Annotated in this window: 11 protein-coding genes and 1 pseudogene; 7 read left to right on the forward strand and 5 right to left on the reverse strand. The window is 41.2% G+C overall.

Translation table 11 applies throughout. The features are described 5' to 3' along the window. Positions 1-107: 107 nt before the first annotated feature. A pseudogene (locus SLS51_RS18615) lies at positions 108-644 on the forward strand (L-fuculose-phosphate aldolase); the annotation flags it as partial. A gap of 284 nt (positions 645-928) precedes the next feature. Next, positions 929-2,029, forward strand: coding sequence for a glycerol dehydrogenase (locus SLS51_RS18620; protein WP_323840115.1), 1,101 nt, complete (start codon positions 929-931; stop codon positions 2,027-2,029). 222 nt (positions 2,030-2,251) lie between these two features. Here SLS51_RS18620 and SLS51_RS18625 read toward each other — a convergent pair whose 3' ends face one another. Continuing rightward, positions 2,252-2,683, reverse strand: coding sequence for a DUF29 domain-containing protein (locus tag SLS51_RS18625; RefSeq protein ID WP_323840116.1), 432 nt, complete (start codon positions 2,681-2,683; stop codon positions 2,252-2,254). A gap of 317 nt (positions 2,684-3,000) precedes the next feature. Next, positions 3,001-3,432: a DUF29 domain-containing protein gene (locus tag SLS51_RS18630; protein ID WP_271859567.1), complete on the reverse strand. Its 432-nt coding sequence runs from the start codon at positions 3,430-3,432 to the stop codon at positions 3,001-3,003. A gap of 502 nt (positions 3,433-3,934) precedes the next feature. Here SLS51_RS18630 and glpT point away from each other — a divergent pair. Further along, positions 3,935-5,287, forward strand: a complete 1,353-nt coding sequence (gene glpT, locus SLS51_RS18635; RefSeq protein ID WP_323840117.1) for a glycerol-3-phosphate transporter — start codon at positions 3,935-3,937, stop codon at positions 5,285-5,287. 179 nt (positions 5,288-5,466) lie between these two features. Next, on the forward strand, positions 5,467-6,543 hold the full coding sequence (gene glpQ, locus SLS51_RS18640) for a glycerophosphodiester phosphodiesterase (RefSeq protein WP_323840118.1): 1,077 nt from the start codon (positions 5,467-5,469) through the stop codon (positions 6,541-6,543). Positions 6,544-6,595: 52 nt separating this feature from the next. Here the strand turns inward: glpQ and epmA are convergent, their stop codons facing one another. From epmA to SLS51_RS18655, 3 genes are all read right to left on the reverse strand, one after another. Next, positions 6,596-7,573: an elongation factor P--(R)-beta-lysine ligase gene (epmA, locus tag SLS51_RS18645; protein ID WP_323840119.1), complete on the reverse strand. Its 978-nt coding sequence runs from the start codon at positions 7,571-7,573 to the stop codon at positions 6,596-6,598. Positions 7,574-8,252: 679 nt separating this feature from the next. Continuing rightward, the gene (locus SLS51_RS18650) at positions 8,253-8,666 is read right to left on the reverse strand and encodes a fascin domain-containing protein (protein ID WP_323840120.1); all 414 of its coding nucleotides are present in this window, start codon (positions 8,664-8,666) and stop codon (positions 8,253-8,255) included. 386 nt (positions 8,667-9,052) lie between these two features. Continuing rightward, on the reverse strand, positions 9,053-9,331 hold the full coding sequence (locus SLS51_RS18655) for a fascin domain-containing protein (protein ID WP_323840121.1): 279 nt from the start codon (positions 9,329-9,331) through the stop codon (positions 9,053-9,055). A gap of 722 nt (positions 9,332-10,053) precedes the next feature. Here SLS51_RS18655 and frdA point away from each other — a divergent pair. Genes frdA through frdC form a run of 3 tightly spaced genes read left to right on the forward strand, consistent with a single transcriptional unit; the run spans position 10,054 to position 12,986 of the window. Next, entirely contained in the window at positions 10,054-11,850 is a 1,797-nt protein-coding gene (gene frdA / locus SLS51_RS18660; protein WP_323840122.1) for a fumarate reductase (quinol) flavoprotein subunit, read from the forward strand. Beyond that, a complete protein-coding gene (locus tag SLS51_RS18665) occupies positions 11,843-12,577 on the forward strand; it encodes a succinate dehydrogenase/fumarate reductase iron-sulfur subunit (protein ID WP_112878250.1) in 735 nt (244 codons plus the stop codon). Before frdA ends, SLS51_RS18665 begins: the two co-directional genes overlap by 8 nt. A gap of 16 nt (positions 12,578-12,593) precedes the next feature. Beyond that, positions 12,594-12,986 carry a fumarate reductase subunit FrdC gene (gene frdC / locus SLS51_RS18670; protein ID WP_323840123.1) on the forward strand — a complete coding sequence of 131 codons (393 nt, stop codon included), beginning with the start codon at positions 12,594-12,596 and terminating at the stop codon, positions 12,984-12,986. Positions 12,987-12,991 lie beyond the last annotated feature (5 nt).

Below are 12,991 nucleotides of genomic sequence, written 5' to 3' on the forward strand. Positions count from 1 at the left end.
GTAATAGATCAAAATTGGCGATTACCGTCAACCCCACCGATGTCATCAATACAAAAAACCTGTGTAAGATCACACTATTTTTAAATCAGAAATACGGTGCGGAATGACGGTTGACTGAAACACATATTGTTTATGTAGATGAAAACGGTCAACCAGAAGATAATAAGATCCCCTCTAGTGAGTGGCGCTTTCATCAAGCGGTCTATCATGCCAGACCCGATGCCAATGCCGTTGTCCATAATCATGCAATTCATTGCACAGCGGTTTCTATTTTAAATCAACCAATCCCAGCCATTCATTACATGATTGCCGCGGCGGGAGGAAACTCAATTCCCTGTGTGCCTTACGCAACATTTGGCACCCAACAACTCTCTGACTACGTATTTAATGGTTTTAAAAACAGAAAAGCTATTCTATTACAGCATCATGGGATGATTGTTTGCGAAGTTAATCTACAAAAAGCACTATGGCTCGCGCATGAAGTTGAAGTGCTCGCTCATCTATATTTACAGACCCTAGCGATCCAAAATCCAGCGCCAATCCTGAGCCTAGAGGAAATGGCAATTGTGCTTGAGAAATTTAAGACATATGGCTTAAAAATTGAAAAAATAGGATCACTTTGTCAGGCGGCCATTTGGCGCTAGCTTGCCCAAATACAGCCAAGCCTAATGGAGAAGAAAGACCTGTTCCAGTACAGAGATCCGGGCATAGATCAAAAAAACACACATTTCCCACCATAAAATGGGTATAACAACTTTATTTATCCACAACCAACCATTAATTTTTATAGGTGGTATTAGTCTGCCAAGTAACTTAAGTACTTTTTTCATCCGAAGACAGTTTACTGGGCTGTCACATTTTGCTCCCTGTTTGTTAAGAAAATTTATACAACAAACAGATATTGAGTTTCCACAAAAGGAATATTTTTATGCTGAAAATTATTCAATCCCCATCCAAATATATTCAAGGACCTGATGCCCTGTTCCATATTGGTAAATATACAAAAACCATCGCCGATCACGTTTTGGTTATCATCGGTAATTCCGAGATGAAATTGGTGGGAGATACGGTTCATAGCAGCCTGGAACAGTATGAAATCACTCGTCATTTTGAAGTGTTTGGCGGCGAATGTAGTCGAAATGAAATTAAACGCCTGTCTGACATTCTTAAGAAACATGAATGCCAAGCCGTTATTGGTATCGGTGGCGGCAAAGTACAAGATACCGCAAAAGCGGTCGCTTACGAATCCAGATTACCTGTTCTGATTGCCCCCACTATCGCTTCCACTAATGCCCCAACCAGTGCTCTCTCTGTTATTTACAGCGATGATGGCAAATATGAAGACTATCTATTTCTCCCAACAAACCCAGATATTGTCCTAATCGATACCAGCATTATCGCTAAAGCCCCAACCCGTTTTCTGATTGCCGGAATTGGCGACGCGCTGGCAACTTACTTCGAAGCCCGCACTTGTGGAGCCGGCCATAAACCTCGAATGACAGAGGGTGGAATATCCCGTACCGCAATAGCCCTCGCTCATCTCTGTTACGAAACGTTGTTAGAAGAAGGCTATAAAGCAAAACTGGCTGTTGAAACCGACGTCAGTACACCTGCGGTGGAAAATGTCATCGAAGCTATTACTTACTTAAGCGGTCTGGGCTTTGAAAATACGGGTGTAGCCGCCGCTCATTCCGTACACAATGGCTTTACCGTATTGGAAGAATGCCACCACATGTACCACGGCGAAAAAGTCGCCTTCGGGATATTAGTTCAACTAATACTGGAAAATAGCCCAAATGAAGAATTAGATACTTTACTTGATTTCTGTGTACAGATGGGACTACCGGTTACTCTGGATCAACTTGGTGTGAAGGATGGTGAAAAACTGAAAGAAAAAGTGATGGCAGTGGCAACAGCAAGTTGTGCCGAGGACGAAACCATTCACAACATGCCTTTTGAAGTGACACCGGAAAAAGTGTACGCCGCTATTATGGCTGCTGACCGGATGGGACGCGACTGGTTGTATTAAATTTAACAAGAGCGGGCAAATTGTCCGCTTCTATTTTTTATTCAGACAACTAAAGTTCGGAAATGAAAAAGGATAATCTTGACTAAGACAATAAGCATCCACTGAAAAGTAAATAATTCCTGTTAATACTGCTTGTAGTGAAGTGAAAATCAATCAACCGAGTGGTTGAGCAAAAAAACGCACTGTTCAAAATCAGTGCGTTAGGAAACAAATTTATTGAGTCTATTCAGGCCAAAAATTTTCATCCATTATTTGCTCAAATGTCCAAGGGCAAGTTTCAGGAAATACACTACGCCTAATATTAGTTTCCCTCTCTGCTGCAATAATGGCATCACCATAAGCATCAGAGGAAATTTCGCTAAGTTCTGACTTTAAGCTGGGATTTTTTTTAAGGCGACGGGCTATTTTCCTTCTCTGCTCTTCAATCGTAAGCTTCCAGCTCCGACCTTGCCGTTCAGATTGGAATTGCCATTTTAGGAGGTGGAGAAACAGTACCTCAAGACGAGATTCCAGCTCGTTTCTTTGGCTATTTCCCATACTTTCTATTTCCTCTGAAAGGTTTTCCCTATCCAATTGACTCAAATCACCGGAACGAAGCAAACCTGCCTGCTCCTGAGTCCAACCATAAAAGTCGCTGTCATAACGGGTCGTCATGGTTCCTCCACTTGGTATATCAGCTATACCTGTTATCTTTCAAGTTGCCTCTTTGTTGGCTGCACTCGCTCACCCCGGTCACATAGTTATCTATGCTCCCGGGGATTCACTCCCTTGCCGTCGCGATGTATCTTTAAATCCATAGGGTATATACAACTGTACAAATTATGAGTCTGGCAGATTATTGGTATACCGTCAAAACAGTATATTTATCATCAAAATCGATTAGCACCCTATTCACCATAAAGGTACAACACAGTATTGCAGCTTAAAACCGGTGGTTTAACCTTTCATTTGGGAGAATAAATTTATCGCGTCTATTCAGGCCAAAAATTTTCATCCATTATTTGCTCAAATGTCCAAGGGCAAGTTTCAGGAAATATATTCCGATTAATTAGCGTCTCTTTTTCTGCCAATCGACGAGCAGCGATGTAAGCTTTTTCCAAATGCTCATTCAACTTATTTTTCAAACTGGGGGATTCTTGCAAACAGTCAATTGCCTTATCACGCTGTTCTTCAATGGTCAGTTCCCAACTCCTCCCTCTGCGATCTGCCTGATATCTCCATTTCAGTAAGTGTGCGAGTAAAATTTCCAACCGGGATCGTAATTCTCTGCGCTCGCTTCGCCCCATAGCCTCAATTTCCTCAAGAAGATTTTCCGTATCCAACTGGCTCAAATCACCGGAACGAAGCAAACCTGCCTGCTCCTGAGTCCAACCATAAAAGTCGCTGTCATAACGGGTCGTCATGGTTCCTCCACTTGTATATCAGCTATGCAACTGTATAAATTATGAGTCTGGCAGATTATTGGCACACCGTCAAAACAGTATGTTTATCGTTAAAATCGATTAGCAGCCCATTCGCCATAAATTGAGAAGAGCCTTTCATCTGGACGGATACATATAGAATAACAAATAGAAGATGCATGAAAACTGCGGTTTTTGTTTGATAAAGAACAAAAACGAACCAAAAACGCTCACCAATAATTAAGTAAAGTCCGTTATTGTGACAATAGTCACAATTTCATTGGTAAAGCACATTTCAAAAAGTTAACAAATCACTCAGAATTACCGCCAAGGCAAAACAACTTTAACAACTGAGTGTTGTTTCACAGATAGGTTGAGTGATTTCGACTATCATAATTTTCGTTATGGAAAATAACCACTTACAAAACCTTTCATTTTCCCATCCGGTAGCATTAGTCAACCGGCAAGCTGTTTATAAAACCAAAAATGCCATCGGAGGCAAAATATGTTAAGTATTTTCAAGCCGGCACCTCATAGGTCCCGACTGTCAACAGAACAGATAGATCCAGTCTATCGTCGCTTACGCTGGCAAATTTTTATGGGGATCTTCTTTGGTTATGCGGCTTACTATCTGGTAAGAAAAAACTTTGCACTTGCAATGCCTTATCTGGTTGAGCAAGGTTTTTCCAAAGGTGAACTCGGTTTCGCACTATCAGGGATCTCTATCGCATACGGCTTCTCCAAATTCATCATGGGCTCCGTATCCGACCGTTCTAACCCTCGACTCTTCTTACCTGCGGGTCTGATCCTCGCGGCTCTTGTTATGCTGTTTATGGGTTTCGTACCCTGGGCAACGTCCAGTATCACTATCATGTTTGTTCTGCTGTTCTTATGTGGTTGGTTCCAGGGCATGGGTTGGCCTCCTTGTGGTCGTACCATGGTGCACTGGTGGTCACAGAAAGAACGTGGCGGTATCGTTTCTATCTGGAACTGCTCACATAATGTGGGTGGTGGCTTACCACCATTGCTATTCCTGTTGGGTATGGCGTGGTTCAATGACTGGAAAGCCGCACTTTACATGCCAGCTTTCGCCGCCATTCTCGTTGCATTGATTGTGTTTGCCTTGATACGTGACACACCACAATCCTGCGGCTTGCCACCAATCGAAGAGTATAAAAACGACTATCCTTCTGATTATACAGAAAAAGATGAAAATGAGTTAACCGCTAAACAGATTTTCATGCAGTACGTGTTACCGAACAAACTGCTGTGGATGGTTGCTATGGCTAACGTATTTGTTTATCTGCTACGCTACGGTATTCTTGACTGGTCACCAACCTATCTGCGTGAAGCCAAACATTTCGCACTAGATAAATCTTCATGGGCTTATTTCCTGTACGAATATGCCGGTATTCCAGGCACGCTGCTATGTGGTTGGATGTCAGACAAAATATTTAAAGGTAACCGTGGTGCAACCGGTGTGTTCTTTATGACGCTGGTTACTATCGCAACTATCGTATTCTGGTTGAACCCACCAGGTAACCCTACTGTAGATATGGCTTGTATGTTGATTATTGGCTTCCTTATCTACGGCCCAGTGATGCTGACTGGTTTACATGCCCTTGAGCTGGCGCCAAAGAAAGCCGCGGGTACAGCCGCCGGCTTCACCGGCTTATTTGGTTACTTAGGTGGCTCTGTTGCTGCCAGTGCTATCATCGGCTACACCGTTGACTTTTTCGGTTGGGACAGCGGCTTTATGGTAATGATTGGTGGCAGTATGTTGTCCGTTATTCTATTGCTAATCGTTACGGTTACCGAAAAAAAACATAAACAAGAAATCGCCCAACAATATAGCTAACCTCTGTCATTAAACTGTGATATATCACTGATAATATTAATTAAGCCGCAGCATTATATACGTTGCGGCTTTTTTTAGCCTCTAAATTAAGAAATTATGTCAGTCAATGTTATTAACACACCCAAACTCACAGTTTAATGAGATAGAGTTTATCTCATCGCTAAAACGGAGAAACACACATGCAAGCTCCAATTAAGACAATGATAATGGGTATCATTTTAACTTCATCGATGTCAGGCATCGCGCAAGCAGCAGATAAGATTGTTATCGCCCATCGGGGCGCAAGTGGATACTTACCTGAACACACTCTGCCGGCTAAAGCGATGGCTTATGCAGAAGGTGCTGATTATCTGGAACAAGATCTGGTCATGACTAAAGATGATGAACTGGTAGTCTTACACGACCATTATCTTGATCGTGTAACTGACATTGCCAATAAATTCCCTAGCCGTGCTCGCGAAGACGGACGCTACTATGCCATCGACTTTACCTTGTCCGAAATCAAGTCATTAAAATTCACAGAAGGTTTCGATATTAAAAACGACCGACAAATACAAAATTTCTCCAATCGTTTCCCTATGTGGAAATCTGATTTCCGAATCCATACTTTTCAGGAAGAGATTGAATTTGTGCAAGGATTAAACAAATCTACCGGCAAAAACATCGGTATTTATCCTGAAATCAAAGCACCGTGGTTCCACCAGAAGGAGGGAAAAGATATTTCTACTAAGGTACTCGCCGTGCTAAAAGAGTATGGTTACACCAAGAAAAGCGACAAAGTTTATCTGCAATGTTTTGATACCAACGAACTCAAACGCATCAAAAACGAACTGGAACCTAAGTTAGGCATGGATCTGAAACTGGTTCAACTTATCGCCTACACCGACTGGCATGAAACTTATGAAAAACAATCAGACGGCAAATGGACAAATTACAGCTATGACTGGATGTTCAAACCCGGTGCTATGAAAGAAGTGGCACAATACGCTGATGGCATCGGCCCTGATTACCATATGATTGTGGAAAAGTATTCCACACCAACCAATATTAAGTTAACTAATCTGGTAAAAGAGGCTCACACCAACAATCTGGAAGTCCATCCATACACGATTCGAGTTGATCAACTGCCTAAATACGCCACCAGCGGCGATCAACTTTTCGATATCATATATAACCAAGCGGGCGTAGACGGTGTATTCACCGATTTTCCTGACTTGGGTGTGAAATTCCTGCAAAAACAGCATCAACAGAAATAAGATGCAAACAGGGCGCCTCAATCAGCGCCCTGTTCCTGTTGCTTAATAATAATTACGCCTTAGTTATCGAAAAGGCCATAACATCACTGAGTTTTTCAGCCCCTAAAGCCAACATCACCAAACGATCGACACCAAGCGCCACACCGGCACACTCAGGCATTCCTTGTTTCAGGGCACCAATCAGGTTTTCATCAATCGGTCGAACAGGTAAACCCAACTCTGCACGTTTACGGTTATCTCGTGCAAAACGCTGGCGCTGCTCATTACCATCAGTTAGCTCACGGAAGCCATTTGCCAATTCAACGCCTTTAAAATAGGCTTCAAAACGCTCTGCAACTCGATGATCTTCTTTGCTGATTTCCGCCAGAGAAGCCTGAGAAGCCGGAAAATGGTAGATAAAAGTTGGTTTTTCGGTACCAATATGCGGTTCAACACCAACAGCAAACAAAAGTTGTAATAAAGTATCCCGATCCTCTTCTATATCAGCAATATTATTCAGATCCAGCTTGGCGGCGACTTCACGCAACTTTTCTTTCTCTGCTGATAGCGGATCAATATCCAAATAACGCAGGAAAGCCTGTTGATAAGAGAGTGATTCTGCACTTTCACAATCAAGGATTTGCTGAAGTAAATCATCAACTTCATTCATCAAACGATACATATCATAGTGAGGCCGATACCATTCCAGCATGGTAAATTCAGGATTATGATAACGACCCGCCTCTTCATTACGGAAGCAGCGACCGAGCTGATAAATAGGGCCACTTCCTGCTGCCAGCAAGCGTTTCATGTGATATTCAGGACTTGTCATCAGATAAAGAGTCATACCATCCGCGGCGCCTGGACCAACAAACTCCGTCTGAAAAGAAAACAATTGGATATCAGTCACTGTAAACTGACCCATCGCAGGTGTTTCAACTTCCAATACCCCACGATCTGCGAAAAAGCGCCGTATTTCTGCTAAAATAGTCGCTCGTTTCAACAAGTTGGCGATAGCTGCACTTGGTTGCCAGTTTGCTGTTTCGCTCATGTAAATGACTCCAAAATAAAACCAAACGTGCAGTCTACCTGCATCACACATATCAGACAAATTATTACCGTCTGATCATCCCGGAACAACTTACTGCCTATCTCAATAGGGCTATTTTATTTGCCATTTTGAACCTGGGCAGTGCTCAAAATCCTCACGTACTACGTGTACGCTCCGGTTTTTCCGCGCTGTCCGTGTTCAAACTGCCTGCAACAATTACGCCTATTGAGATAGGCTCTTAGCTTGTCTTATACCCGTTATCTTTCAAGTTGCCTCTTTGTTGGCTGCACTCGCTCACCCCGGTCACATAGTTACCTATGCTCCCGGGGATTCATTCCCTTGCTGAATATATACGACTACCGTTAAACAATAAAATATATTCTCTCTTTATTATGGGCGATATAGACAATTATCACTCATAATTATTAAATAACCTGAATCAATTATCATATTTAAATTAAAAGTAAAATATTATAAGTAAACTGAAAAATAATTTCAGATGATAATTATAATATAACCAGCAACACTAAAAATACATTATTAATCAAATTATTATGAAATATAATTAACATTTTATTTGGTGCATTAAGTAACTAATCCTATTTTAATAGTAAAAAAATAGTGGTCAGGTAAAACTGACCACCATAATAAGATGTCATCAAAGATCACAATTGTCCAATTACAATTTTATAACTTTAAACTGGCAATATATATCCAAGTCATATTTATCCGGTTTAATATAGTTAAAAATACCCCCGATATTGATTCGACTCAGATATTTTCCATTATCTGCACACAAAGCTATCACATTATCATCGATATATTCTAAAGTAAAAATAGAATAAACATCAATATCTGATTTTGTCGCTACTATATAATTGCTACCAGCCAGAGATATCCGACTTAAATAGAGGCCATTGCTTGCACGAAGTGCTATCTTATTAGAGCTAAGTTGTGTTGCAGAATATTTGGTGTAAATATCAATAATAGATTTATTAGCTTCAATAAAGTCAAAACCTCCTCCTCGATCAATTCGACTTAAATAGAACCCATTATCTGCCTGTAATGCAATAGGACTACTTGATAATCCCATAATATTCTCCTATTTAAATATATTATTTATAGCGCATTAATTTAAACATCTCATTTTACTATTCTTGTAACCATCAAATCTTTTAAATAAATATATACAACTAATCAGATTATTAAATACCAAAATATATTTTGGTATTTATTTTGAGTAATATAAGTATTTAAGACTTAATTATAACATTCATTAAACATAAATAAATTTCATATTTAAATTATAAAACCACAAACTATAAATAAAATAAAAATTATTTAAAATCATTAATTTCAGTATTATAAATAACTCTAAAGCCTATTATTATCTAATTATCTTTAAATAAGTAATATACCCTTCATCTTTCCAGTTGCCTCTTTGTTGGCTGCACTCGCTCACCCCGGTCACATAGTTTGCTATGCTCCCGGGGATTCTCTCCCTTGCCGTCGCGATGCATCTTGAAATCCATAGGGTATAATATAATCAACGCCATTCAGAGTGACCCGACTTAAATATTTCCCGTTATCTGCACGTAAAGCTATCACATTACATCCGACATCTTCTACTGTAAATGTTGAATAAACATCAATACTTGATTTCGCAGCTTCAATATACTGAACCCCCATCTGATCTACTCGACTCAAGTAGAGATTATTATCTGCCTGTAATGCAATAGTGATATTTGGTAATCCCATAACATTATCCTATTTAAATATATTTTGATTTATTAAATTAATTAAGCAAAATGAATTTCATCATGAAGAACTATTTAAATGTCACTTATCCCTATACCTGTAAAAACAAAACTCCTTTACTAAAAATAGGTCATTAAAATCAAATAGAAAATTATATTTCCACATCTGATTTTAATGATATGGTTATTTTATTTTCAATTATAATATTCATAAAACAAGCAGAAGTCATTTCTATATTTAATTTAAAAAACAATCATAGAAAATAAAAAAATAATTTAAAATTATTAACTACAACATTATCAAATTAAAATAAAACTTTTAAATCTCGCTGCATTTAAATAATTTCTAATATCGATAAAAAAAATACCATTCAAGCCAAATTCATATTGTATGGCCTTGATAGTCAGCTCTACAAGTGATCCTCTCAATTTCCCCCCTAGGTAATAGCTCTGTCGGTCAATGATAAATTAAAGTCACTAATTCCTGTCTTAGATCAAGTTTTAGTGATCAAATCCGACAAAATACCCTTTCATATCAAATTTATCTCACTTAGAACCCGCTATACTTAATTCAATGTAAACAGTAATAAACAGCTTCCCTTGACCGTTAAATCACCAGATTTTACCTACAGAATTTTGCATATGAAAAATAACAACAACATTTAGGAAAGTTACGACAATTTTGCTGACTAATTAATTTCACTCAAATAATGGAGAAGCACAGTGCAAATCTTTAATGCCGATCTCGCGATTATCGGAGCCGGAGGCGCAGGCCTACGAGCCGCAATTGCCGCCGCTGAGGCTAATCCTCAGATGAAGATTGCTCTGATCTCAAAAGTTTACCCAATGCGTAGCCACACTGTGGCAGCGGAAGGTGGATCAGCAGCAGTCACCCAAGCTCACGACTCCTATGACTTCCATTTCAACGATACCGTATCCGGTGGTGACTGGTTATGCGAGCAAGATGTTGTTGAATATTTCGTCGAACATTGCCCGACAGAAATGATCCAACTAGAACAGTGGGGCTGTCCGTGGAGCCGTAAGGAAGATGGTTCCGTCAACGTGCGTCGTTTTGGTGGTATGAAGATAGAACGCACTTGGTTCGCTGCGGATAAAACTGGCTTCCACATGTTACATACGCTATTCCAAACCTCCCTTAAGTATCCTCAAATTCAACGCTTTGATGAGCATTTTGTCCTCGATATTCTGGTAGATGAAGGGCAAGCGCGTGGCCTAGTTGCGCTGAATATGATGGAAGGCACCAAAATTCAGATCAGGGCTAATGCCGTTATTATGGCAACCGGTGGCGCAGGCCGTGTATACCGTTACAATACCAACGGCGGTATCGTGACCGGTGATGGTATGGGCATGGCATTCCGTCACGGCGTACCACTGCGTGATATGGAATTTGTTCAGTATCATCCAACCGGTCTGCCGGGTTCCGGTATCCTAATGACAGAAGGTTGTCGTGGCGAAGGAGGAATTCTGGTCAACAAAGATGGCTACCGCTATTTACAAGATTATGGCCTCGGCCCCGAAACACCATTAGGCAAACCTGAAAACAAATATATGGAACTGGGTCCCCGTGACAAGGTTTCTCAGGCTTTTTGGCATGAATGGCGTGCCGGTCGTACTATTTCAACCCCACGTGGCAATGTGGTTTATCTGGATCTACGCCATTTGGGCGAGAAGAAATTACTTGAACGCCTGCCCTTCATCTGTGAACTGGCAAAGGCATATGTTGGTGTTGATCCCGTTAAAGAGCCGATTCCGGTCCGACCTACTGCACATTACACTATGGGTGGTATCGAAACTAACCAGAAATGTGAAACCCGTATTAAAGGGCTATTCGCTGTTGGTGAATGCTCTTCTGTCGGCCTGCATGGCGCAAACCGCCTTGGTTCCAATTCTCTAGCTGAATTGGTGGTCTTTGGCCGTCTGGCTGGTGAAGAAGCAGTAAAACATGTTCAACAAACCAAACCCGTTAATGACCGTACATTGGATGCCCAAACACGTGATGTAGTCGCACGCTTGAACAATTTACTGAAACAAAAAGGGACAGAAAGTTGGTCGAAGATCCGTGATGAAATGGGTATCTCGATGGAAGAAGGCTGCGGTATCTATCGTACCCCTGAACTCATGCTAAAAACTATCGATAAGATTGCTGAACTAAAAGATCGCTTCAAACGGGTGAAAATCACCGATAACAGCAATGTGTTCAATACTGATCTACTGTACACCATTGAGCTTGGCTTTAGTCTGGATGTAGCTGAATGTATGATTCATTCTGCGATAAACCGTAAAGAATCCCGTGGCGCTCATCAACGTCTGGATGAAGGTTATACCGAACGTGATGATGAAAACTTCCTAAAACATACGCTCGCTTTCTATAACCCTGAGAGTGTTCCTCACCTAGAATACAGTGATGTGAAAATCACCAAGTCCATACCCGCAAAACGTGTATATGGCGGTGAAGCCGCGGCACAAGAGAAACAGTATAAGGAGCAGGAGAATGGTTGATATGAACACCCTGAGAATGGAGGTCATGCGCTATAACCCGGAAAGTGACCATAAACCCCATTTTATAACCTATGAAATTCCTTATGATGAGCAAACTTCTCTACTTGATGCCCTCGGTTACATTAAAGACAATCTCGCACCCGATCTCTCTTACCGCTGGTCTTGCCGTATGGCTATCTGTGGTTCTTGCGGCATGATGGTTAACCGCGTGCCGAAACTGGCCTGTAAAACCTTTCTACGTGATTATCCTCAAGGAATGAAAGTTGAAGCGCTGGCTAACTTCCCTATTGAACGTGATCTGGTCGTTGATATGACCCACTTCATTGAAAGCCTGGAAGCGATCAAACCATACATCATTGGGAATGACCGTAGACCTTCTGAAGGCCCAAATATTCAAACTCCAGCACAGATGGCAAAATATCATCAATTTTCCGGCTGTATCAACTGTGGCTTATGTTATGCCGCTTGCCCTCAGTTTGGTTTGAACCCTGAATTTATCGGCCCGGCGGCGATCACGCTGGCTCACCGTTACAACCTCGACAACCGCGACCACGGTAAGAAGAAGCGTATGCCCCAACTTAATAGCCAAAATGGGGTATGGAGCTGTACATTCGTTGGTTACTGTTCTGAGGTCTGTCCGAAACATGTCGATCCAGCGGCGGCTATCCAACAAGGCAAGATCGAAAGCGCGAAAGACTTCATGATCGCCATGCTAAAACCACAATAAGGGGAGAAAGAAAGTAATGACGACTAAACGCAAACCTTATATCCGCAGCATGGCTCCCAACTGGTGGCAGAAACTGGGCTTTTACCGCTTCTATATCCTGCGTGAAAGTACCGCAGTGACGACTATGTGGTTCAGTATCTTACTGATATACGGTCTATTCGCTCTAAAAGGTGGTGCCCAAAGCTGGGATGAATTTGTCACGTTCCTGCAAAATCCCGTCATCCTGCTGATTAATATCATCACTCTGCTAGGTGCTCTGCTGCATACTAAAACCTGGTTTGAGCTAGCGCCGAAAGCAGCTAACATCGTGATAAAAGGCGAAAAGATGGGTTCTGGGCCAGTAATCAAATTGCTATGGGCCGTCACTATTATCGTCACCACGATTATCTTAGGTATAGCCTTACTTTAACCTCA

This window comes from Photorhabdus africana (assembly GCF_035181445.1).
Lineage (GTDB): Bacteria > Pseudomonadota > Gammaproteobacteria > Enterobacterales > Enterobacteriaceae > Photorhabdus > Photorhabdus laumondii.

Excerpts from the sequence above, each read along its gene's own strand:
- SLS51_RS18620 (WP_323840115.1), top strand. The coding sequence starts at position 929 with ATGCTGAAAATTATTCAATCCCCATCCAAATATATTCAAGGACCTGAT.
- SLS51_RS18625 (WP_323840116.1), bottom strand. The coding sequence starts at position 2,683 with ATGACGACCCGTTATGACAGCGACTTTTATGGTTGGACTCAGGAGCAG.
- SLS51_RS18630 (WP_271859567.1), bottom strand. The coding sequence starts at position 3,432 with ATGACGACCCGTTATGACAGCGACTTTTATGGTTGGACTCAGGAGCAG.
- glpT (WP_323840117.1), top strand. The coding sequence starts at position 3,935 with ATGTTAAGTATTTTCAAGCCGGCACCTCATAGGTCCCGACTGTCAACA.
- glpQ (WP_323840118.1), top strand. The coding sequence starts at position 5,467 with ATGCAAGCTCCAATTAAGACAATGATAATGGGTATCATTTTAACTTCA.
- epmA (WP_323840119.1), bottom strand. The coding sequence starts at position 7,573 with ATGAGCGAAACAGCAAACTGGCAACCAAGTGCAGCTATCGCCAACTTG.
- SLS51_RS18650 (WP_323840120.1), bottom strand. The coding sequence starts at position 8,666 with ATGGGATTATCAAGTAGTCCTATTGCATTACAGGCAGATAATGGGTTC.
- SLS51_RS18655 (WP_323840121.1), bottom strand. The coding sequence starts at position 9,331 with ATGGGATTACCAAATATCACTATTGCATTACAGGCAGATAATAATCTC.
- SLS51_RS18665 (WP_112878250.1), top strand. The coding sequence starts at position 11,843 with ATGGTTGATATGAACACCCTGAGAATGGAGGTCATGCGCTATAACCCG.
- frdC (WP_323840123.1), top strand. The coding sequence starts at position 12,594 with ATGACGACTAAACGCAAACCTTATATCCGCAGCATGGCTCCCAACTGG.